This is a genomic window from Caulobacter sp. GW821-FHT10E02 (assembly GCF_059415225.1).
This window is the reverse complement of the sequence record NZ_JBWKMV010000002.1, coordinates 413,312-434,898: the sequence shown is the minus strand read 5'-3', so window position 1 is coordinate 434,898 and position 21,587 is coordinate 413,312. Positions and strand designations below refer to the sequence as shown.

Below are 21,587 nucleotides of genomic sequence, written 5' to 3'. Positions count from 1 at the left end.
GGCCCGGCGTCGCCGCCGGGCCCCTGATTTTCGAGATCGTCGAAGCTGCTAGTGCAGGTCTTCGTTGATCAGGCCGACCTTGAACCAGCCCGAGGTCTGGAGTTGGTTCAGGACGCCCATGAAGTCGGCGTACAGCACGTCGGCGTCGGCGCGGATCATGACGCGTTGCTCGTCCTTCGGGCCGGTTTGGCCGGTCGAGGCGAACTTGGCGTTCAGGTCGGCTTCCAGGCCGTCGAGGCTGGTTTGCTTCTCGGCGATGAAGATCGCGCCCGACTTTTGGATCGAGATGAAGACCGGCTCTTTCGGCTTCGGCGCGTTCGGGGGCGGCGGGACCGCCGGGGGCAGATCGATCTTGATGGAGGTCACGGCCATCGGCACGGCGACCATGAAGATGATCAGCAGAACGAGCAGAATGTCCACGAAGGGCGTGACGTTGATTTCGGAATTCTGGCCCAGCGAATAGCGGCCACCACCGCCGCCAGCAAGTTTAGCCGCCATGCCTGACTGTCTCCCAGAAGGTCGCGCCGCTCGGGGCGCGCCTGAAATGTCGTTACCTTGCCACGTCTGGCGCAGACGAGCGCGGAAGTAAAGCCCGAGGACGCGCCGCAATGGCAACCCCCTTTTCGAGTCTTTTTTGCCGAACGCCGTTCGAACGTGCAGCTTCCTGGGTACGGCTTCGCCTGAGGCGCGAAATGAGCCTCGGGGGCGGGCTTTCTGAAAGAGTCTGGTCGTCGGGGCTCTCGTGTCTTATCTCGCGCGCATGATCTTTTCTTTCGACGCCTTCGTCACCGACGCCCTGTTCGACCGCTCCGGCCGCGCCATGTTCGCCCTGGGCGACGGCACCGTCCGCCTCCAGACGCCGGAGGGATTCGTCACGGTCGAGGCCCATGGCGGTCCGATGGGCGGCGCGGTCCTGGCCTCGGCCGTCCACCCCAGCGGCAATGGCGTCGTCACCGGCGGTGACGACGGCAAGGTGGTCTGGAGCCGAATCGAGGGCGGCGAGGTGGTCGCCACCTTGATCGCCGAGGTGAAGAACAAGTGGATCGAGCACGTGGCCGCAAGCGCCGCCTCGGGCCTGATCGCCTTCACGGCCGGCAAGGAGGTCCACGTCCGCGACGTCGCCGATCCGGCCTTCGCCCGCACCTTCACCCATGAGAAGACGGTGTCGGGCCTGGCCTTCGAGCCCAAGGGTCGGCGCCTGGCCAGCGCTTCCTACGGCGGGGCCTATCTCTGGTACGCCCGGATCGCCGACCAGAAGCCGACCGTCCTGAAGTGGGCGGGCAGCCACATCGCCGTGGAATTCAGCCCGGACGGCAAGTTCCTGATCTCGTCGATGCAGGAGAACCAGCTGCACGGCTGGCGGCTGTCGGACAGCAAGGACATGCGGATGGGCGGCTACCCGTCCAAGATCAAGAGCGTGGCCTTCTTCGACAAGGGCGCCCTGCTGACCACGGCCGGCGCCTCGGGCGCGGTCATCTGGCCGTTCGCCGGCGCCAACGGTCCGATGGGCAAGGAAGCCGCCGAGATCGGCTTCTCCCGCGATTCGATGGTTGTCCGCGTGGCGGGTGTCGACGTCCAGCCGGTCTGCCTGGCCGGCCAGGACAACGGCAAGATCTGGGCCGCCCACATGCGCAACGGCCGCATCGAGACCCTGAAGGCCGAAAAGGGCGCGCCGATCAGCGCCCTGTCGACCAGCGCCGACGGCAAGTTCTTCGCCTGGGGCGACGAGAGCGGCGAGGCCGGCGTGATCGAGATCCCGGACCTGAGCGGGCCGAGGCAGTTCGCGGGCGGCTAGAACCCCTTCAGCTCCCCCCACTCCTCGAACGGAGCGCGCTGGGAGCGGAAGTTGTTCACCGGCGCGGCTTCGTCGCGATAGCCCAGGGCCATGCCGGAGAACAGCATATGGCCCTCAGGCAGGCCGACATGGTCGTCGACGATCTTGTTGTAGTGCGACCAGAACTCCTGCGGGCAGGTGTCGAGCCCGCGCTCGACGGCCAGCAGCATGAAGGTCTGCATCAGCATGCCGACATCGCTCCACTGCGGCGGGCCGCAGCGGCGGTCGATCGAGAAGAACAACTGTACCGGCGCCCCGAAGCCCTGGCCGTTGGTCGAGAACCACTGCAGGCGCTGCAGCTTGTCCTCGCGCGGGATGGCCAGCGCTCCGTACATGTCCTCGCCGACCTGGAAGCGGCGGCTGCGCAGCGGCTCCCAGAGGTTGGCCGGATAGACGTCGTATTCGGTCGGGTCGGGCGCGGCCACGCGGGCCAGCATGGTCGCCTTCAGCGCCGCCAGCGGTTCGCCAGCCACCGCCTGCACCCGCCAGGGCTGGAGATTGCCGCCCGACGGCGCGCGGGCGGCGGCTTCCAGCAGCTCGCGGACCACGGCCCCGTCGACCGGATCGGGCTTGAAGGCGCGCACCGACATGCGGCGGTTGACGGCGTCGATCACGTCCATCGAAGGCTCCCTTAACCCGTGTGCATTTATGCCGCGCGACAGCGACGGTCGCTCTGGTTAGCATCCGTCCGCAAGGTCAAGACAAGGGGTGAGCGTACGTGCGGCGGCTTCTGCGGAATATCGCGCTGGCTCTGTTCATCGTGCTGGTGGCCGGGCCGGTGGTGACGGTGATTCTCTATCGCTTCATCCCGCCGCCGGTGACGCCGCTGATGGTCATCCGCGCCGTCGAGGGCCGGGGCCTGGACCACCGCTGGAAGCCGATCGACAAGGTCGCGCCGGCCCTGCCGCGCGCCCTGATCGCCGCCGAGGACGCCCGGTTCTGCGAACACCACGGCTTCGACTTCAACGCCCTGCAGAAGGCCTATGCCAACAACGAGGCCGGCAAGAAGATCCGCGGCGGCTCGACCATCAGTCAGCAGACGGCCAAGAACGTCTTCCTGTGGCCGGGGCGCTCCTACGTCCGCAAGGGCCTGGAGGCCTGGTTCACGGTGCTGATCGAGCTCTTGTGGGGCAAGGAGCGGATCATGGAGGTCTATCTGAACTCCATCGAGTTCGGCTCGGGCATCTATGGCGCCCAGGCCGCCTCGCAGCGCTATTTCGGGGTCGACGCCGACAAGCTGACCCAGGCCCAGGCCTCGCGCCTGGCCGCCATCCTGCCCAGCCCGCTGAAGTGGCGGGTGATCAAGCCGGGCAAGTACGTGGCCAAGCGCACCCAGAAGATCGGCAAGGCCTCGGGGACGGTGCGCCGCACCGGCCTGGCCGAGTGCGTGGGCTAGACACCGACCTGGGTTAGGTAGGCCTCGACCGCCGCCTCATCGCCCGCCTGGCCGACCGTGGCGATGTAGCCGTCCGGGCGGACCAGCACGAAGCCGCCGGGCGGCAGGCCGTAGGCGTCTGCGAACCAACCGTCCGTGTCCGTCAGGTCGGCGACGACAAGGCCTGGGCGCGGCGCGATGGTGCTCTTGCCCAGGAGCGTCCAGTGCGGGCCGGCCAGCACCTCGAATACGCGCCGACCTTGGCACGGGGCGTCCGGGGCGCGGTCGCCCGGCGCCACCTTGGCCTCGACGCCGAGGTCCAGCGATAGCACTGAGCCTTCGTAGCCGAGGTCCAGTTGCCGGGCCTCGCGGCCGCGCTTCATGCCCTGGCGGGTCATGGCCTTGGCCAGCAGGTCTGTGGAGAGGCCCAGCACGCCGGCGGCGATCGGGCGACGCTCGGCCTCATAGGTATCGATCAGGCTTTCCGGCGCGCCGGCCAGCACGGCGGCCAGCTTCCAGCCGAGGTTGTAGGCGTCCTGGATGCTGGTGTTTAGGCCCTGGCCGCCGGTCGGGGGATGGATGTGGGCCGCGTCGCCGGCCAGCAGCACGCGCCCGACCCGGTAGCGGTCGGCCAGGCGGGCGTTGAGGCCGTAGACCGAGGCCCAGAACACCTCCTGGACGACGATGTCGTCGCGACCCGTCCGTTCACGGATCAAGGCGTTGAGGCCCTCGACGGTCAGGCCCGCCTCGCCGTCCTTCGGCGCGTGACCCTGGATCTGGACCATGTCGGTCCCGGCCAGCGGGCAGAACGACACCTGGGCCGTCTCGCGGGTCCCGAACACGTGCCAGGCGTCGCGCGACAGGCCGGTCAGCTTGGTGTCGGCGACCATGGCCTGGCCGGGCATGGTCTTGCCCGGGAAGCCGATGTCCAGCGCGTGGCGCACGAAGCTGCGGCCGCCGTCGGCCCCGACCAGCCAGCGGGTGCGGATGGTCCGGCCGTCAGCCAGGGTCGCGGTGACACCCTCGGCGTCCTGCTCGATCCTGGCCAGTTCGGCGGCGTATTCGGGCGTGTGGCCCAGGTCAGCCAGGCGCTGGCGCAGGATGGTCTCGGTCAGGAACTGCGGCAGCATCAGCGGCGCGGCGTAGGGCTCGGCGGGGGAGGGCGTTGCGCCTTCGCCGATCGCCGTCTCCTCGAAACTGCCGTCCGGGGCGTAGTTGCGCACCGGCGGATAGGGGCCGCCGGTGGCCAGCATTTGCGTGAGCACGCCGAGGTCCTCGAACACCTCCAGGCTGCGCGGCTGGATGCCCTTGCCGCGCGAGCCCTGGAACGCTTGCGGGGACTTGTCGATCAGCCGGAAGGCCACGCCCCGGCGGGCCAGGTCGATGGCCAGGGTCAGGCCGGCGGGCCCGGCGCCGGCGATCAGCACGTCGGTGATGAGGGTCATCTCGGAAATCCTTTCGTGTGCAAGATGCACATAAATCACGTGCAAAAGGCACATAAATCCAGGGCTGGACTGCGTCAACGAAAAACGTGCAAAATGCACGGATGAAATCCGAACTTCGCGACATCCACTCGGCGATGATGGACCTCGCCGGCTTCCTGAACCGGCCCCAGGCTGACGACCTGCTGTTGCGCGAGGCCGGCGTGTCGCTGGACCGGGCCCTGTTCCCGCTGCTGGGGCGGATCGGCAAGAAGGGGCCGATCGGCGTGGTCGAGTTGGCCGACCTCGCCGGCCGCGACCACTCGGTGGTCAGCCGCCAGGTCGCCAAGCTGGAGAGCCTGGGCCTGGTCGAACGCCGCCCCGGCGCGACCGACAAGCGCGTCCGCGAGGCGGCGGTGACGGAGAAGGGGCAGGAACTGGTCGACCGTCTGGACGCGGCGCGTCAGCGGCTGGTGGGCCCGATGATGGCCGACTGGAGCGACCAAGAACTGAAGGACCTGGGCCGGCTGCTGCGTAAGTTCGTCGACGGGGCGAACGCGGCGCTGAAGGGCTAGTCGACGGCCAGGATGATGTCGGCGGCGGCGATGTGGGCCTCCACCCGCGCTCCGACCGCCAGCGCCCACGCAGCGTCTTCCGGCCTCAGCGTCGCCACCAGCGACTTCCCCGCCGAGAGCGCGATGGTCACCTCGGCCGAGGTCTCGCCCGCCTCGCGATCGACGATCTCGCCCGGCAGGCGGTTGTTCCCGTCCCCTTCGCCGATCCGGACGAAGCTGGACTTGATCAGCGCGATGGCCGCGCGGCCGGGCGCGAGGCCCAGGTCCTCGACGCTGCGTTGGGTGATCGAGGCGCGGAGGACGAGGTCCTCGGCCAGCGACAGGGTCACGGTCGCCGTGACGCCATCGCCCTCGACCGCCGTCACCACGCCGCGCAGGGCGTTGCGGGCGCTGGTGCGCAGGCCGAGACTCCAGAGCAGTTCGGCGTCGCCCGACAGGTCCGCCTCCAGCCGCGCGAAGGCCGTCCCGACCTCCCGTTCTGCGGCGCGGAAGGCGCGGATCACCGCTTGGCCGCGCGGGGTGACCTCGGCGGTCCCGCCAGACTTGCCGCCCGGCGCGGCGCTGACCAGGGGCGCGTCGAACAGGTTGTTCAGCGCCTGCACCCCGTCCCAGGCGCCTTTGTACGAGAGCCCGACCTGCTTGGCGGCGGCGCTGATCGAGCCCAGGGCCGCGACGGCTTCCAGCAGGACGATGCGCTCCAGCCCCACCCGGGCTAGGCCGCCACGCTTCAGGATCAGGGAGGCGCTGAAATCGTCTTCGCGAGCCACTGTTTCACCGTTATGTACGAGGGCTACATAACCGCAGCGCCTTGATAGGATTATCAGATGATCGCCCGCCGTCCGATGCTGATCGCCGCGCTTCTGTCGCTGACCCTGGGCGGAACCGCCTTCGCCGGCGAGACCAAGGTGGCGGTGGCCGCCAACTTCACCGAGGCCGCCAAGGAGATCGCCGCCAAGTTCAAGGCCAAGACCGGCCATGACGCGACGTTGAGCTTCGGCTCCTCAGGCCAGTTCTACACCCAGATCGCCAACGGCGCGCCGTTCGAGGTGTTCCTGGCGGCCGACGTCGAGCGCCCGCAGAAGGCCGAGGCCGAGGGCCTGGCGGTCCCGGGTTCGCGCTTCACCTACGCCACCGGCCGCCTGGTGCTCTACAGCAAGACGCCGGGCCTGGTGGACGGCAAGGGGGCTGTCCTGAAGACCGGCAAGTTCGAGAAGCTGTCGATCGCCGACCCCAAGGCCGCGCCCTACGGCCAGGCGGCGGTCGAGACCCTGACCAAGCTCAAGCTCTACGACACGCTGAAGCCGAAGATCGTGCAGGGCACGTCGATCACCCAGGCCTTCCAGTACGTCCAGACCGGCGCGGCCGAGCTGGGCTTCGTGGCCCTGTCGCAGGTGATCACCGAGCAGGGCGGCTCGCGCTGGGTCGTGCCGGCCGCCAACCACACACCGATCGACCAGCAGGCGGTGTTGCTGAAGACCGGCGAGAACAGCGAGGCGGCCAAGGCCTTCCTGAAGTTCCTGAAGAGCTCCGACGCCAAGGCGATCATCAAGCGCTACGGCTACGAGGTCCGCTGATCGTGACCGAGGTTCTGTGGCTGACGGGCAAGCTGGCGGGGATCACCACGATCCTGCTGCTGGCCCTGGCCACGCCGCTGTCCTGGTGGCTGGCGCGCGGGCGCTCGCCCCTGCGCACGCCGGTGACGGCCCTGGTGGCCCTGCCGATCGTGCTGCCGCCGACGGTGCTGGGCTTCTACCTGCTGATCGCCCTGGGGCCGAAGAGCCCGCTGATGCTGCTGTTCCAGCCGTTCGGCATCCGGACCCTGGCCTTCACCTTCGAGGGCCTGGTCATCGGCTCGCTGATCTATTCGCTGCCGTTCGCGGTGCAGCCGCTGCGCAACGCCTTCCTGGCCGTTGGCGACGAGCCGCTGGAGGCCGCCGCCACCCTGGGCGCTACGCCGTGGCAGCGCTTCTGGCGGGTGGCCCTGCCGCTGTCGATCCCGGGCTATGTCGCCGCCGCGATCCTGGTCTTCGCCCATACGGTCGGCGAGTTCGGGGTGGTGATGATGCTGGGCGGCAATATCCCCGGCGAGACCACGGTGCTGTCGACCGAGATCTTCCGCCTGGTCGAGGGACTGGAGTGGGGCGAGGCGCATCGCCTGTCGCTGCTGCTGCTGGCCTTCGCGTTCGTGGTGCTGTTCACCCTGCTGGGGCTTGAGGCCCGGTCGAAGATCCTGCTGCGCACGCGGACGTAAAAAGAAGAGCGCGACGTGGGGACGCCGCGCTCCAGTGACCGAGATCGGGAAAGAACTCAGAACTTCCAGTTCAGCGACGCCCCCCAGGTCGTCGGCTTGCCCGGGAAGCGGACGACGACGTTGGCGTTGCTGCTCACCGCGCTCCAGTAATATTCGTCGGTGATGTTGCGGCCCCAGATCGACAGGTCCCAGCCCTTGTCCGGGTCGCCGATGCCGAGGCTGGCGTTGAGCAGGCCGTAGCTGTCGATCACGAACAGCGGATTGCCGTCGAGATCGGCCTGCGACTTGGACTGGTAGCGGCCGTTCAGGGCCGCGTTCAGCTCCAGCCCACCCCCGATCGGCTGGTGGAAGAGGGCGGTCAGACCGCCCTGGAACTTGGGGCTGTAGAGGAACGGCGCGCCGTCGAAGCTCTGGGCCTGGCCGGCGGCGTTGATGCCGGTATAGCCCTTCACCTCGGTGTGCAGCAGCGTGGCCGAGGCGATGAAGGTCAGGGCCCGGCTGGCCCGCCAGGTGATGTCGCCGTCCAGGCCGTGGGCCTCGGCCTTGGGCACGTTGGCCAGCCGCGCCAGGGCCGTATAGATCGGGTCGGCGAAATAGACCGACAGCTGCTTGTCCTGGTAGTCGTAATAGAAGGCCGACAGGTTGGCCTGGACCCGGCGGTCGAACAGGCCAGCCTTCACCCCCACCTCGTAGGCGGTCAGCATTTCCTGCGTCGCCGGGGCGTTCTGGGTGGCGATGTTGGCGGCGTTGATCGGGGTCGCCCCGGCCTTGGCCCCGCGCGAGATCGAGCCGTAGACCAGCACGTTCTCCGACGCCGTCCAGTCCAGCGCCACGCGCCAGGCCAGGTTGTCCTCGTCCAGCTTGGACTTCACGAGGCCGAAGCTCTTGGTCGCCGGGTCGAAGGTGTTGCAGCCGTTGGTCGTGATCGGCGCCACCAGGCCGTAGGCCCCGGCGAATAGGGCTCGGTTGACGACATTGACGTTGACCAGCATCGAGCCGTTGTAGTCGCGCGAGCAGCCGACATAGTCCTGTTTGTCCTGGCTGTAGCGGATGCCCAGGGTCAGCTTCAGGGCGTCGGTCAGCTTGCGGTCGACATTGGCGAACAGGCTCCAGGTGTCGGTCTCGATATTGCCGACGTCCTCATAGGTGCGGAACGCCTGGCTCATCTGCAGGGCGGTGTAGCCGAAGCTGTTGAACGGCGTGGCCAGCAGGGTCGAGCCGACATAGCGGATCGTGCCGACATTGGCGTTCTGGCCCAGCAGGGTGCGGTTCATGTCCAGGATCTTGTCGTGGGCGACATAGCCCCCGACCAGCCACGAGCCCTTGTCGGTGACGCCTTCCAGATGGAGCTCCTCGGCGGTCGACTCGATCTCGCCATGGGCTTTCTGGATCAGGATCTCGTAGGGCGCGCCGCTCCAGTCGAAGACAGCGTCGCGGGTCAGCTTGTTGTAGCTGGTCAGCGAAACGAGCGTGACGTGGTCGGCGACGTCCCAGGCGATGCGCAGCTTGCCGGCGTCGAACTTGTCGTCCTCGCGGTAGGGGTCACGGATGCCGACCCCGGCCCCCGCATCGGCCCCGCGCACCGACAGCGGCGCCCAGTCGGCCTGGCTGGCCTTGGTCGGCTTGTTGGCGGCGATGTAGCTGACGAGACCGGGCGCGTTGAACGGGCTGGCGGCGGTGGCGGGCGTGAAGCCGATGCCTTGCGCGGCCACGGTGTCGGACTTGTTGCGCCAGCCGGAATAGGAGAGGTCGATGTCGACCTTGTCGGTTGGCTGGAAGGCCAGCGAGGCGCGCCAGCCGTCGCGATGGTTCTCGCCCAGGCGCTCGCCGCGGGTGTTGCTGACCTGCCAGCCCTTGTCGCTGTCCTCGGTGCGGAAGGCCAGGCGGCCCTGGACGCGCTCGCCCAGGGCGCCGCTGACCATGCCCTCGAAATTGTGGGTCTTGTAGTTTCCGACTTCCGCCGTGAGGGAGCCCTCGAACTCCTGGGTCGGCTTGTTGGTCACGAAGTCGATCAGGCCGGCGGTGGTGTTGCGGCCATAGAGCGTGCCTTGCGGGCCTTTCAGCACCTCGACCCGCTCCAGGTCGAAGATCGGGCCGGTGTTCATGAACGGATAGGCGTAGGCGACCTCGTCCCAGTAGGTGCCGACGGTCGAGGTGGCCGACAGGTTGATGGTGTTGAAGCCGATGCCGCGCAGCGTATAGGTCGGCACGCCCTGATAGCTCTGGCTCACCGTGAAGCTGGGGGCCACGCTTGAGAGGTCCTTGGGGTCGGTGACCCGCAGTTGCTGCAAGGCCTGCCCGCTGAAGGCCTGGATCGGCATGCCGATGCTGTTGGCGGTCTCCTCGCGGCGCTGGGCCGTGACCACCAGGGTGTCGATCGTCAGGCTGTCTTCCGGCTTTTGCGGCGTGGTCTGGGCGAGGGCGGGGGCCGCCATCAACAGGGCGAGCGCCGACACGCTCAGGGTCAGGCGCGTGGGTCCTGGCATCCGATTACCTCCCTTTTGGCCGCGCCTGCATTGGGCGTTGGCTCTGAAGGGAGCGTGCGGTTGGGCCTCTCGCGTAACAAGCTATCGGAATCGATAGGTGAGGCGCCGTTACAACCCCCAGCTATAGGCCGAGCACTAGCTTGGCGATGATGTCGCGCTGGATCTCGTTGGAGCCGCCGTAGATCGAAGCCGCTCGGTTGTTGAGATAGCGGGCCATGGTCGTCAGGCCGTGCTCCGGTCCGACGGGCGTCTCGTTCGAGCCAGCCTCTCGGGCACTAGGCTGGTGCGGGGCGATGTAGGTCGCCAGGGCCTCGACGCCCAGTTCGTCCAGGCGCTGGAGCTGCTCGGAGCCCTGGAGCTTCAGGATCGACGAGGCTGGGCCCGGCTTGCCGCCGGCGGCCAGGGCGGAGAGCACCCGGCGCTCGGTGATGTCGATGGCCATGGCCCCGATCTCGGCCTCGGCCAGGCGGCGGCGATGGTGGGGGTCATCGAGGAGGTCCTCGGCCTGCGCCATGCTCCGCAACCGTTCGAGCCCGGCGTGCAGTCCAGCCGCGTAGCCGCCGCCGCGCTCGAATTCCAGCAGGTGCTTGGCGACGGTCCAGCCCTGGTTCTCCGCGCCGAGGCGGTCGGCCTGGGGCGTGCGGACGTCGTCGAAGAACACCTGGTTGACCTCGTGCTCGCCGGCCAGGGTGACGATCGGATCGACCTTGATCCCCTGTCGGTCCATCGCGATCAGCAGGAAGGTGATGCCCGCCTGCGGCTTGCCCTCCGTCGAGGTGCGGACCAGGCAGAACATGTGGCTGGCCCAGTGGGCGTGGGTGGTCCAGATCTTCGAGCCGTTGAGGACGTAGTCGTCGCCGTCGGGGACCGCGCGCATCTGCAGGCTGGCGAGATCGGACCCCGAACCCGGCTCGGAATAGCCCTGGCACCAGTAGTCCTCGCCGGAGAGAATTCGCGGCAGGTAGCGGGCCTTCTGCTCCGGCGTGCCGAACGCCATGATCGCCGGGGCCACCATCCGCAGGCCCATCGGCGCCAGGTTCGGGGCGCCGGCCCGGGCGCACTCGGCGAAGAACACGTGGCGCTGGATGTCGCTCCAGCCGGGGCCGCCGTACTCGACGGGCCAAGTCGGGGCGGCCCAGCCTCTCGCGTGCAGGATCTTCTGCCAGGCCAGGCTGTGGACCTTGTCGCAGAAGACGGAGGTCATCCGCCCGCCGGCCTCGCGCAGCGGCGGCGTCAGGTTCGTATCGAGGAAGGCGCGGACCTCGTCGCGGAAGGCCAGGTCGTCAGGCGACAGTTCCAGATCCACCCGCGTTTCCTTCCGCCAGCATCGTCGGGGAAACTTGCGAAGGGGCGGGGGCGGCGCGCAAGCTATCGGAACCGATAGGGGAAGCGGTCTCGATGCTCAGCAAGGCGGACGATATCGAACGCCTGAAGCGGGTCACGATCCTGGCGCAGCGGGTGCGCGACCTGGGCGCGGCGATCGGCCTGCCCTACGTGGCCGCCAGCGCCGACATCTCCAGCCCCGAGCCGATGCTGGGCGCCGACGGCAAGCCCCTGGCCGAGACGACCTTCGAGTGGCTGGACAACGCGGTGCGCTACTGGCGCGACCGGGCCTTCGCGCTGCGGGCTCCGTTCATCCTGGCCGCGCGCTATTCGGCCGAGCCGTTCTTCTATCACGAGGGCCGGTTCGCCAGCTGGCGGCCCCTGGCGCGGCTGGAGGCGATTGAGGTGCGCGAGGCGGCTCAGGCCTTCGGCATCGAGGCCGCGATCATCGCGCCGACCTACCTGACCGGCGGGGTGATCGGAGCGGTGGTCTGGGCCTCGTCCAAGCCGGTCGCGGACCTGCCGGCGCTCTATGCGGTGCGATCGGATGACCTGCATGGCGCGGCGTTGCGGCTGGTCTGCGCCTATCGCGACGGCCTGGGCGACGACGCCCCGCCCGTGCGGCTGACCAAGCGCGAGGTCCAGTGCCTGAAATGGGCCGCGGCCGGCAAGACCGACGCCGACATCGCCCAGATCATCGGGATTTCAGGTCCGACCGTGCGATTCCACGTCCAGAACGCGGCGCTGAAACTACGGGTGGCCGGCAGAGCCCAGGCGATCCACCGTGCGGCGGGCCTGGGCTATATCGGGGCTGGGCTCTAGTTACAGCCGTCCAGGTGGAACCTGATCAGCGCCTTGGCTGACCGGGCCACGGCCTTGACCGGCCCGCCGGCGCCGAGCGTCACGCGCGCCCCCGAGGCGCCTTCCATCAGCAGCATCAGGGAGTCGGCCAGGTCGTCGTCCTTGGCGCCGGCGGCGCGGGTCAGGGCGTTGATCCGGCGGTACAGCTCTTTCTTGTAGTTGACCGAGACCACCTGGGCCGGGTGGGTCTCCTCGTGCAGCTCGATGGCGGCGTTCGACAGCGGGCAGCCCAGGACGTCGGCGTTGCAGGCCTTGGTCTCGAAGGCGTCGAAAATCGCTTCCAGCTGGGCGCGCGGGTCGCTGCAGCAGCAGGCGGTGATGCTTTCCCACCAGGCCCAGTACTCGCGCTCCTGCTCGCGCAGCACCTCCGCGACCAGCTCGTCCTTGGACGGGAAGTTGCGATACAGCGTCATCTTGGTGGCGTCGGCCTCGGACGCGATGGTCTCGACGCCGACCGCGCGGATGCCGTGCTGATAGAACAGCTCGCGGGCGGTCTCGAAGATCCGGTCCCGCGCGGGACGCTTGGACACGGGCGCTCCGGGGGTAGCCCCCACAGCGGTTTCCGTGTCGCCCCCGACAACGTCCCCAGAATTTCTCGTCGCCATTTTGGCAGTGCTCTCCTTGACGTGGGAGTTACCGGTCAGTATCTCTCGCCTCGTGGCGATGATACCGAACGGTCTCGTCACATCACTAGATCGTCTTTCCGGTCGCCCGGGTCAAGTAACAGCCCTTGCGACATTTACTCCCTTAGACCCCAAAAAAGGAGCGCGCGCCAATGCCCCCGCAAACAAACGTTTACGACGCCGCCGCCCAAGCCAAGCCAGGCAAGGGTTTGATGGGTCTATTTAAATCTCAGGCCGGTCCCAATCGGCGCTGGTTCGGTCGCTTCTCTCATGGGCCGACCGTCCGCGCTTTGGGCGACACCTGGTCGACCACCCGACGCTCCGCCCGGCGGCCCGTCTGGGAATAGCCGACCCGACGCCTCCTCCTCCCCGTTTCTCCGTTCAGGGTCCTCCCCCCATGCGCCTCCAACCCGTCATCACCTCCTTCGCCGGCCTGGCCGCGGTGGCCGTGCTGGCCGCCTGCTCGGCCCAAGCCAAGCAGGAAGCCCCCGCCGCCGCCCCGCCGACCCAGGTCACCGTCGCCGACGTCGCCTTCAAGTCGCTCCGCCAGTGGGACGACTTCACCGGCCGCCTCGAGCCGATCGACACCGTCGAGATCCGCCCGCGCGTCTCGGGCTATGTCGACGGCGCCAAGTTCACCGAGGGCGCGCGCGTCTCGAAGGGCCAGGTGCTCTTCCAGATCGACCCGCGCCCCTACCAGGCCGAGGCCAACCGCGCCCAGGCCGAGGTGGCCCGCGCCAAGGCCCAGCTGGACCTGGCGGTGGTCAACCGCGAGCGCGGCCGTCGCCTGATCGAGCAGAACGCCCTGGCCCAGAGCGAATTCGATCGCCTCTCGGCTGAAGAGAAGGCCGCCCAGGCCAACCTGGCCGCCTCGCAGGCCGCGTATCAGACCGCTCGTCTGAACCTGGAATGGACCCGCGTGACCTCGCCGATCGACGGCCGGATCTCCAAGACCATCATCACCCGCGGCAACCTGGTCACCCAGGCGTCCTTGCTCACGACCGTGGTGTCCGACACCCCGATCTACGCCGAGTTCAACGCCGACGAGCAGACCTTCCTGAAGTACGCCGCCGCCGAACGCGGCAAGGGCAGCCCGGTCTATATGGGCCTGATGACCGAGGACGGTTATCCGCATGAGGGCAAGCTGGCCTTCATCGACAACGCCCTGGACGCCAAGAGCGGCACGATCAACGGTCGGGCGATCTTCGCCAATGCCGACGGTCGCTTCACCCCGGGCCTGTTCGCCCGCATCCGCATGGTCAGCGCCGAGAGCCAGACCGTCGCCCTGGCCCCCGACCGCGCCATCGGCACGGACCTGGGCAAGCGCTTCGTCGTCGTGGTCAACGGCAACAACAAGGCCGAGTACCGCCCGGTCGAGATCGGCCCGCTGGCCGGCAACCTGCGCATCATCCGCTCGGGCCTGAAGCCCGGCGACCGGGTGATCGTCGGCGGCCTGCAGAAGGTCAAGCCGGGCGACACCGTCGCCCCGGTCAAGGTCAAGACCGACCTGGCCGACCTGTCCCAGCTGGAAGTCGGCGGCCGCCAGATCGCGGCGGTCCGGTCCACCGGCCAGAACTAAGTTCAAGCGTAACGCCCGGCTCGCGTGACTGAGCCGGGCGTCTTTTTCCGGGGTTCCCAGGGGTTTCTGTCGTCCGTCGTTTGGCGGGGGAGGGGCCGCTTGTACCCCGCGCGTACCCGTTTTCGCTCTTCCTCCCCGGAACGACCGTCATGTCCTTTTCAAAGTTCTTCGTGAACCGACCGCGTTTCGCGGCCGTGCTCTCGATCATCATCTTCATCGCCGGCCTGGTGTCTCTGCCCCAGCTGCCGATCAGCGAATATCCGGAAGTCGTGCCGCCGACCGTGGTCGTGCGCGCCGCCTATCCGGGCGCCAACCCCGCCGTCATCGGCCAGACCGTCGCCGCTCCGCTGGAGCAGGCGATCAACGGCGTCGAGGGCATGATCTACCAGTCGTCCCAGTCGGCCGCCGACGGCGCCATGGTCCTGACCGTGACCTTCGCCCTGGGCACCGACCTGGATAAGGCCCAGGTGCAGGTCCAGAACCGCGTCGCCCAGGCCCTGCCCAAGCTTCCTCAGGAAGTGCAGCGGGTGGGCGTGACCACCGACAAGGCCTCTCCGGACCTGTCGCTGGTCGTGCACATGATCTCGCCGAACAACCGCTACGACATGCTCTATCTGAGCAACTACGCGCAGCTGAACGTCCGCGACCGCCTGAAGCGGATCGACGGCGTCGGCGACGTGCAGATCTTCGGCGCGGGCTCGTACTCGATGCGCGTCTGGCTGGATCCCGAGAAGCTGGCCGCCCTGTCGATGACCGCCGGTGACGTCGTCCGCGCCCTGCGCGAACAGAACGTCCAGGTCGCCGCCGGCCAGCTGGGCGCTCCGCCTAACGCAGGCAGCGGCGCCGAATTCCAGCTGTCGATCAACGCCCCCGGCCGTCTGACCGACGAGGAGCAGTTCCGCGATGTCATCGTCCGCTCGGGCGAAGACGGCCAGATCACGCGCCTCGGCGACGTGGCCCGGGTCGAACTGGGCGCCAACAACTACGCCCTGCGCAGCTTGCTCGATAACAAGCCCGCCGTGGCCATGCCGATCTTCCAGCGTCCGGGTTCGAACGCCCTGGAGATGGCCGCCAACGTCAAAAAGACGATGAAGGAGCTCAAGAAGGAGTTCCCCGAAGGCGTCGACTACGAGATCATCTACGACACCACGGCCTTCGTGCAGGAAAGCATCGACTCGGTGGTCCACACCCTGATCGAGGCCATCATCCTGGTCGTCATCGTGGTGGTGATCTTCCTGCAGGGTTGGCGCGCCTCGGTGATCCCGCTGATCGCCGTGCCCGTCAGCCTCATCGGCACCTTCGCGATCATGCTGATGCTGGGTTTCGGCCTCAACGCCCTGACCCTGTTCGGCCTGGTCTTGGCCATCGGCATCGTCGTCGACGACGCCATCGTGGTGGTCGAGAACGTCGAGCGGAACATCTCGCTGGGCCTGGCCCCGCCTGACGCCACCCGCAAGGCGATGACCGAGGTGACCGGACCGATCATCTCCACGGCCCTCGTCCTCTGCGCGGTGTTCATCCCCACCGCCTTCATCAGCGGCCTGTCGGGCCAGTTCTACCGTCAGTTCGCCCTGACCATCGCCATCTCGACGGTGATCTCGGCCATCAACTCCCTGACCCTGTCGCCGGCCCTGGCCGCCGTCCTGCTGCGCAGCCACGACGCGCCGAAGGACCGCTTCCAGAAGCTGATCGACGCGGCCCTGGGCTGGCTGTTCAACCCCTTCAACCGCTTCTTCGCCAAGGCCTCGAACGGCTATGTCGGCGGCGTCGCCAAGACCCTGGGCCGCTCCACCGCGGGCCTGGTCGTCTATGGCATCCTGCTGGCCCTGACGATCTTCGCCTTCTCCAAGACCCCGACCGGCTTCGTGCCGCAGCAGGACAAGGCCTATGTGGTCGCCGTCGTGCAGCTGCCCGACGCCGCCTCGCTGGATCGTACGGAGGCGGTGATCCACCAGATGGGCGAGATCGCCAAGGGCGTGCCCGGCGTGAAGCACTCGGTGGCCTTCCCCGGCCTGTCGGTGAACGGCCTGATCAACAGCCCCAACTCCGGCGCTGTGTTCTATCCGCTCGACGACTTCCAGGACCGTCGCAGCAAGGACAAGCAGGCCGGCGCCATCGTGGCCCAGCTGAACCAGAAGTTCGGCGCCATCCCCGACGCCCAGATCGCCGTCTTCCCGCCCCCGTCCGTCCAGGGCCTGGGCACCATCGGCGGCTTCCGCATGCAGATCGTCGACAAGGCGGGCCTTGGCCCCGACGAGCTGAACAAGGCCACCCAGAACCTGATGGACAAGGCGCGGCAGGACCCTGCCCTGGCCGGCATCTTCTCCAGCTATCAAGTGAGCGTTCCGAAGATCCAGGCCGACATCGATCGTGAGAAGGCCCGGGCCCAGGGCGTGTCCCTGACCGACCTGTTCGAGACGATGCAGGTCTATCTGGGCTCGCTGTACGTCAACGACTTCAACCGCTTCGGGCGAACCTACGAGGTCAACGTGCAGGCCGACCAGAACTTCCGCCTGCAGCCGGAGCAGATGCTGCGCCTGCAGACGCGGAATGCTTCGGGCCAGATGATCCCGCTGGGTTCGTTCGTGAACTTCCACGAGACGACCGGTCCCGACCGCGAGAGCCACTACAACGGCATGCTGACCGCCGAGATCAACGGCGGCCCGGCGCCGGGCTACTCGACCGGCCAGGCCCAGGCGGCGCTGGAGAACCTCGCCAAGAAGGAACTGCCTAACGGCATGGGCTTCGAATGGACCGAGCTGACCTACCAGCAGATCCTGGCGGGCAACACGGCGATCTTCATCTTCCCGCTCTGCGTGCTCCTGGCCTTCCTGGTGCTGGTCGCGCAGTACGAAAGCTGGAGCCTGCCGCTGGTCGTGATCCTGATCGTCCCGATGACCCTGCTGTCGGCCCTGGCCGGCGTGTGGATCAGCAAGGGCGACAACAACATCTTCACCCAGATCGGCCTGATCGTGCTGGTGGGGCTGGCGTGTAAGAACGCCATCCTGATCGTGGAGTTCGCCAAGGAACGCGAGGAGCACGGCGACAGCCCGCTCCAGGCGGTCCTGGAGGCCTGCCGCCTGCGCCTGCGTCCGATCCTGATGACCTCGATCGCCTTCATCATGGGGGTCTACCCCCTGGTGGTGTCGCACGGGGCCGGGGCCGAGATGCGCCGCGCCATGGGCGTGGCGGTGTTCTCGGGGATGCTGGGCGTGACCGTGTTCGGCCTGATCCTGACGCCGATCTTCTACTACGTCATCCGTCGCACCACGGCCCGTCGGGCCGCGGCCAAAGCGGCGCGGATTGCGGCGGCTCCGGCCGCGGAGGCTCACTGATGTTTGTCCTTAAACACACCCTGCGCGCCGCGCTGATCGCCGGCGTCGCCCTGACCGCCGCCGCCTGCGCGGTGGGCCCGAACTACAAGGTTCCGGCGACCCCGCCGGCGGCCTTCCAGAACGCCGACCCGGCCGTCTTCACCGCCGCCAATCCCGAGGCGGAGTGGTGGAAGGCGTTTGGCGACCCGGTGCTGGATCAGCTGGTCGGACAGGCCCTCTCGGGCAACCTCGATCTCAAGATCGCGATCGCCCGGGTCGGCGAGGCCCGCGCCCTGTTCACCGAACAGAAGCTGGACCTGCTGCCGCACGTCACGGCTGACGGGACCTATACCAAGAGCAAGCAGCAGCAGCCGGGCTTCACCACCGACCGGGTCGAGAACCAGAGCTACCAGGCCGGCTTCGACGCCGGTTGGGAGATCGACCTGTTCGGCCGCGTCCGTCGCGGCGTGGAAGCGGCTGGCGCTGAAGCCGGGGCGGCGCAAGCCGACCTGCGCGACGCCCAGGTTACCGTCGCGGCCGAGGTGGCCCGCAACTACCTCGAACTGCGCGGCGCCCAGGCCCGCCTGAAGGTCGCCAACCGCAATCTCGAGACCCAGCGCGAGACCGTCCGCCTGACCAAGGTGCGGTTCGACGCCGGGGCCGGCAGCCCGATCGACGTCGCCAGCGCCCAGGCTCGCCTGAACGCCACCGAGGCGGCGATCCCGGGCCTGATCACGGCCGAGAAGCGCGCCAACTACCGCCTGGCCGTGCTGACCGCTCAGCGGCCGGGCGCGCTTGATGCGCTCCTGGTGCCGCGCGAGACCGACACCCGGCCGCTGGTCACCGCCCTGCCGATCGGCGACGCGGGCGACCTGCTGCGCCGTCGTCCGGACGTGCAGGCGGCCGAGCGCCGGCTGGCCGCCCAGACCGCTCAGGTGGGGGTGGCCACGGCCGACCTCTTCCCGCGCGTCTCGGTGACCGGCTTCGTCGGCTTCCTGTCGGGGACCTCGGCCGGCTTCGGCAACGGGGCCAGCAAGGCCTGGTCGGTGGCCCCCAGCGTCAGCTGGCCGGCTCTCGACCTGGGCAGCGCCCACGCCCGCCTCCGCGCAGCAAAGGCTCGCGACGACGCCGCCCTGGCCAACTACGACCAGACGGTGCTGCGCGCGCTGGAGGATCTGGAGAACGCCCTGGTCTCCTACCGCCAGCAGCAGTCCCAGCTGGTCAGCCTGACCAACCAGGCCGCCGCCTCGCGCCGCGCGGCCGAGCTGGCCCGCATCCAGTACAAGGAAGGCGGCATCGACTTCCTCGTCCTGCTGGACGCCGAGCGCACCCTGCTGGCCGCGGAAGACGCCCTCAGCGTCGCCGAGACCGGGGTGAACACCGACGTCGTGGCCATCTACAAGGCCCTGGGCGGCGGCTGGAAAGCTTAGGCCCATCGTGATCCCGGCCGTTCCGACGGCCGGGATCATTAAATTTCACGGCTCCGCTTGCGTTAGTACAGCAAACTCAATACCACTTCCGGCAACATGTGCCGGAGGTTGAGTCATGGCTACGCTTCAAGTTCTGAAATCCGCCTATAGCGACGTCTCCCGTCTGCCGTTCTCGGGCATCCCCGCGGCGGACCTCACGACCCTTCAGACCCTGGCCGGGCGCGTCGACGCCTCGACCCTGACCCTGGCCGACGCCCGGATCGAGATCGCCAAGCTGGTGACCGCGTCCACGACGGTGGCCAATCTGTCGTACAACTTCTTCACGGGCGCGACGCCCAGCGCGCTGGGCCTGGACTATCTGATCTCGCCGACCGGCGGGAACAGCAACAGCCTGAACTCGGCCTACTACCAGTCGTTCTCGGCCGAGAACCGCTTCATCAACTTCTCGGTCAATCTGGGCAAGAACGGCGCCGGCAAGGACGCCTTCACCGCCGCCTATGGCGCGCTCAGCCTGGCCGATGCGGCGACCAAGGCCTACACCGAGATCTTCGGCTTCGCTCCGGCGGCCGGCCTGATCAACACCATCCTGACGGCGCAAGTGCCAAACGGCACGGGCGGGACCTTCGCCCGCGCCGACTACTTCGCCTATTACGGCGGCGACGGCGCCAACGGGGCGGGGACCAAGGCCGCCATGGTCGGCTTCCTGCTGGCGGTGGCCGCCAACGAGCATATCGGCGTCTATGCCAAGGCCAACGACGCCTTCCTGGCCGACCTGGCCAATGACGGCCAGGCCAAGTTCAACACCAGCCTGGTCGGGACCTATGGCGATCAGCCGACCTTCACGGCCGGCGCGACCATCACGGTGACCGACACCCAGAGCGTCGCGCCCGACGCGACCAACGCCGCCCTGCGCTCGACGGCCAACAACGACACGGTGACGGGCACGACCAACAGCGGTTCGATCCTCGTCAGCGGCGGCCATGACACCGTGACCTTCTCGGGCGCGGTCGGCGGCTATATCGACGGCGGCGACGGCAACGACACCATCAGCGTCGGCCAGCTGAACGCGGCGGTGGACGTGCTGGGCGGCGCGCCGAACGGCAAGATCAGCGGCGGCGCGGGCAACGACCTGATCACCGTCGGCAAGATGATCAACGGCGCCGTCGTCGACGGCGGCGCGGGCGACGACACCCTGGTGATGGGCGCCGAAACCGACAGTTTCGACAAGACCAAGATCACCAATGTCGAGCACCTGGTGCTGGATACCTTCAGGATGACGTTCACCGTGCCGGGCACGGGCGAAGTCGTGATCTCGCCCTTGGTGGCCACCGGCTATACCGGTCTGCAGGATATCACCCTGAAGTCGTCGATCTCGACGCGGATCGACAACCTCGCCCAGAACGTGGCGCTGAAGATGGACGGGGTCACCGGCGGTACGCTGGAGGTCAACTACCACGTCGACCTGGTGATCACCGGCATGTCCTCCAAGCAGGTCGGCGCGCCCGTCGTGAACGCCTATCTGAACGGCGTCACCAGCAGCAACGCCACGCCGACCAAGCTGGTGGTGACCGGCAATGACGGGCCGCTGGTCGTCCACGTCCAGAGCGACAGCACGCTGGCCCTCATCGGCTCGCAGACCTCCAACGGGACCAACACCCCCACCAAGGTCGTCGTCGTCGGGACCGGCCATCTGACCACCGACTTCATCGGCAGCCACCGCGGCGTCGGTTACGTGACGCACGACCTGGACGCCTCCAGCTCGGCGGGGATCGACGTCCTGGGGATCGGCGGCTCGGGCGGCGTTCCGAACACCGTCGTGTTGTCGGGCTTCAACGACAGCGTCGCCGCCGACCTGCGAGGGGCGTCCGTGTCGACCTTCACCCTGGGCGCCGGCTCTGACGTCTTCAAGCTGTACCAGGACGGCCTGGCCACGCCGCGCTTCTCGAACCTGAATGTCGAGAACAACAAGGTGACGACCTTCGCCACCATCACCGACTTCGAGAAGGGCGTGGACCACGTCAATCTGGGCGTCGAGATCGCAGCGGTGACGACGGGGATCAACGCCGGTTCGGCCACCACCCTGGAACAGGCGCTGATCAACGCCTCCAGCCAGGTGTCGGCCAACGGCACGGGCGTCTTCGAGTGGAACGGCGACACCTACATCTACCACCAGGACGCCACGGTGGGGGTCAATGCCGGCGACGGCCTGATCAAGCTGGTCGGGGTCACGGGCCTCTCCGTCGGGACCGGCGCGACCGTCGCCGACATCCATTACGGTTAAGGACGGTGCACGCCTCGCGCGTGCGGTGATCTGTCGCAGGAGGGAAGGCTCACGGGTGATCCGGAGAGTTTTCCCTCCTCTCGACATTGAGGGCTCCGAAAATGTCGCCCTCTCGACACGGTTAAGGAATGGATTTCCCTCCGGCGGCCGGCAACGGCCGAACAGGGTTCGATACGCCCGGTTGCGGCGCAGCTTTTGGTTAACGATCACCGGCGCATCTCCCGCTGAAACGAC

The 21,587-nt window shown here is 68.0% G+C and carries 17 protein-coding genes; 10 read left to right on the top strand and 7 right to left on the bottom strand.

From position 1 onward, the window contains the following. Positions 1-48: 48 nt before the first annotated feature. The gene (locus AC07NI_RS11780; RefSeq protein WP_494618987.1) at positions 49-498 is read right to left on the bottom strand and encodes a biopolymer transporter ExbD; all 450 of its coding nucleotides are present in this window, start codon (positions 496-498) and stop codon (positions 49-51) included. A gap of 262 nt (positions 499-760) precedes the next feature. Between AC07NI_RS11780 and AC07NI_RS11775 the strand changes: the two genes are divergently transcribed. Then, a complete protein-coding gene (locus AC07NI_RS11775) occupies positions 761-1,795 on the top strand; it encodes a WD40 repeat domain-containing protein (protein ID WP_494618986.1) in 1,035 nt (344 codons plus the stop codon). Here AC07NI_RS11775 and AC07NI_RS11770 read toward each other — a convergent pair. Then, complete coding sequence (locus tag AC07NI_RS11770; RefSeq protein WP_494618985.1) at positions 1,792-2,454, bottom strand: nitroreductase; 663 nt, start codon at positions 2,452-2,454, stop codon at positions 1,792-1,794. The genes AC07NI_RS11775 and AC07NI_RS11770 overlap by 4 nt on opposite strands. Before the next feature lie 98 nt (positions 2,455-2,552). Between AC07NI_RS11770 and mtgA the strand changes: the two genes are divergently transcribed. Further along, on the top strand, positions 2,553-3,230 hold the full coding sequence (mtgA, locus tag AC07NI_RS11765) for a monofunctional biosynthetic peptidoglycan transglycosylase (protein WP_494618984.1): 678 nt from the start codon (positions 2,553-2,555) through the stop codon (positions 3,228-3,230). Here the strand turns inward: mtgA and AC07NI_RS11760 are convergent. Beyond that, complete coding sequence (locus AC07NI_RS11760; RefSeq protein ID WP_494618983.1) at positions 3,227-4,654, bottom strand: FAD-dependent oxidoreductase; 1,428 nt, start codon at positions 4,652-4,654, stop codon at positions 3,227-3,229. The two genes, mtgA and AC07NI_RS11760, sit on opposite strands and share 4 nt — an antisense overlap. 101 nt (positions 4,655-4,755) lie before the next feature. Between AC07NI_RS11760 and AC07NI_RS11755 the strand changes: the two genes are divergently transcribed. Beyond that, positions 4,756-5,205, top strand: coding sequence for a MarR family winged helix-turn-helix transcriptional regulator (locus AC07NI_RS11755; protein WP_494618982.1), 450 nt, complete (start codon positions 4,756-4,758; stop codon positions 5,203-5,205). Here the strand turns inward: AC07NI_RS11755 and AC07NI_RS11750 are convergent. Continuing rightward, on the bottom strand, positions 5,202-5,972 hold the full coding sequence (locus tag AC07NI_RS11750) for a TOBE domain-containing protein (protein ID WP_494618981.1): 771 nt from the start codon (positions 5,970-5,972) through the stop codon (positions 5,202-5,204). The two genes, AC07NI_RS11755 and AC07NI_RS11750, sit on opposite strands and share 4 nt — an antisense overlap. Positions 5,973-6,029: 57 nt before the next feature. Here AC07NI_RS11750 and modA point away from each other — a divergent pair, with 57 nt between their 5' ends. Then, positions 6,030-6,779, top strand: a complete 750-nt coding sequence (gene modA, locus AC07NI_RS11745) for a molybdate ABC transporter substrate-binding protein (RefSeq protein WP_494618980.1) — start codon at positions 6,030-6,032, stop codon at positions 6,777-6,779. A gap of 2 nt (positions 6,780-6,781) precedes the next feature. Continuing rightward, entirely contained in the window at positions 6,782-7,456 is a 675-nt protein-coding gene (gene modB, locus AC07NI_RS11740) for a molybdate ABC transporter permease subunit (protein ID WP_494618979.1), read from the top strand. A gap of 56 nt (positions 7,457-7,512) precedes the next feature. On the opposite strand, the gene AC07NI_RS11735 is transcribed toward modB, so the two are convergent. Beyond that, positions 7,513-9,942, bottom strand: a complete 2,430-nt coding sequence (locus AC07NI_RS11735; protein ID WP_494618978.1) for a TonB-dependent receptor — start codon at positions 9,940-9,942, stop codon at positions 7,513-7,515. A gap of 121 nt (positions 9,943-10,063) precedes the next feature. Continuing rightward, positions 10,064-11,248, bottom strand: coding sequence for an acyl-CoA dehydrogenase family protein (locus AC07NI_RS11730; protein WP_494618977.1), 1,185 nt, complete (start codon positions 11,246-11,248; stop codon positions 10,064-10,066). Between the two features lie 92 nt (positions 11,249-11,340). On the opposite strand from AC07NI_RS11730, the gene AC07NI_RS11725 reads away from it, so the two are divergent. Further along, positions 11,341-12,087: a helix-turn-helix transcriptional regulator gene (locus AC07NI_RS11725; RefSeq protein ID WP_494618976.1), complete on the top strand. Its 747-nt coding sequence runs from the start codon at positions 11,341-11,343 to the stop codon at positions 12,085-12,087. On the opposite strand, the gene AC07NI_RS11720 is transcribed toward AC07NI_RS11725, so the two are convergent. Further along, positions 12,084-12,731, bottom strand: coding sequence for a TetR/AcrR family transcriptional regulator (locus AC07NI_RS11720; RefSeq protein ID WP_494618975.1), 648 nt, complete (start codon positions 12,729-12,731; stop codon positions 12,084-12,086). The genes AC07NI_RS11725 and AC07NI_RS11720 overlap by 4 nt on opposite strands. A gap of 415 nt (positions 12,732-13,146) precedes the next feature. Here AC07NI_RS11720 and AC07NI_RS11715 point away from each other — a divergent pair, with 415 nt between their 5' ends. From AC07NI_RS11715 to AC07NI_RS11700, 4 genes are all read left to right on the top strand, one after another. Next, entirely contained in the window at positions 13,147-14,328 is a 1,182-nt protein-coding gene (locus AC07NI_RS11715) for an efflux RND transporter periplasmic adaptor subunit (protein WP_494618974.1), read from the top strand. A 149-nt stretch (positions 14,329-14,477) separates the two neighbouring features. Then, positions 14,478-17,663, top strand: coding sequence for an efflux RND transporter permease subunit (locus AC07NI_RS11710; protein ID WP_494618973.1), 3,186 nt, complete (start codon positions 14,478-14,480; stop codon positions 17,661-17,663). Beyond that, positions 17,663-19,072 (top strand): efflux transporter outer membrane subunit, encoded by a 1,410-nt coding sequence (locus tag AC07NI_RS11705; protein ID WP_494618972.1) that lies wholly within the window; start codon positions 17,663-17,665, stop codon positions 19,070-19,072. The genes AC07NI_RS11710 and AC07NI_RS11705 overlap by 1 nt, the downstream gene beginning before the upstream one ends. A gap of 115 nt (positions 19,073-19,187) precedes the next feature. Further along, positions 19,188-21,353: a hypothetical protein gene (locus AC07NI_RS11700; protein WP_494618971.1), complete on the top strand. Its 2,166-nt coding sequence runs from the start codon at positions 19,188-19,190 to the stop codon at positions 21,351-21,353. Positions 21,354-21,587: the final 234 nt, after the last annotated feature.

What these genes read in the sequence shown, in the direction of transcription:
- AC07NI_RS11780 (WP_494618987.1), bottom strand. Translation starts at nt 498, where the DNA reads ATGGCGGCTAAACTTGCTGGCGGCGGTGGTGGCCGCTATTCGCTGGGC.
- AC07NI_RS11775 (WP_494618986.1), top strand. Translation starts at nt 761, where the DNA reads ATGATCTTTTCTTTCGACGCCTTCGTCACCGACGCCCTGTTCGACCGC.
- AC07NI_RS11770 (WP_494618985.1), bottom strand. Translation starts at nt 2,454, where the DNA reads ATGGACGTGATCGACGCCGTCAACCGCCGCATGTCGGTGCGCGCCTTC.
- AC07NI_RS11760 (WP_494618983.1), bottom strand. Translation starts at nt 4,654, where the DNA reads ATGACCCTCATCACCGACGTGCTGATCGCCGGCGCCGGGCCCGCCGGC.
- AC07NI_RS11755 (WP_494618982.1), top strand. Translation starts at nt 4,756, where the DNA reads ATGAAATCCGAACTTCGCGACATCCACTCGGCGATGATGGACCTCGCC.
- modA (WP_494618980.1), top strand. Translation starts at nt 6,030, where the DNA reads ATGATCGCCCGCCGTCCGATGCTGATCGCCGCGCTTCTGTCGCTGACC.
- AC07NI_RS11735 (WP_494618978.1), bottom strand. Translation starts at nt 9,942, where the DNA reads ATGCCAGGACCCACGCGCCTGACCCTGAGCGTGTCGGCGCTCGCCCTG.
- AC07NI_RS11725 (WP_494618976.1), top strand. Translation starts at nt 11,341, where the DNA reads ATGCTCAGCAAGGCGGACGATATCGAACGCCTGAAGCGGGTCACGATC.
- AC07NI_RS11720 (WP_494618975.1), bottom strand. Translation starts at nt 12,731, where the DNA reads ATGGCGACGAGAAATTCTGGGGACGTTGTCGGGGGCGACACGGAAACC.
- AC07NI_RS11715 (WP_494618974.1), top strand. Translation starts at nt 13,147, where the DNA reads ATGCGCCTCCAACCCGTCATCACCTCCTTCGCCGGCCTGGCCGCGGTG.
- AC07NI_RS11710 (WP_494618973.1), top strand. Translation starts at nt 14,478, where the DNA reads ATGTCCTTTTCAAAGTTCTTCGTGAACCGACCGCGTTTCGCGGCCGTG.
- AC07NI_RS11705 (WP_494618972.1), top strand. Translation starts at nt 17,663, where the DNA reads ATGTTTGTCCTTAAACACACCCTGCGCGCCGCGCTGATCGCCGGCGTC.
- AC07NI_RS11700 (WP_494618971.1), top strand. Translation starts at nt 19,188, where the DNA reads ATGGCTACGCTTCAAGTTCTGAAATCCGCCTATAGCGACGTCTCCCGT.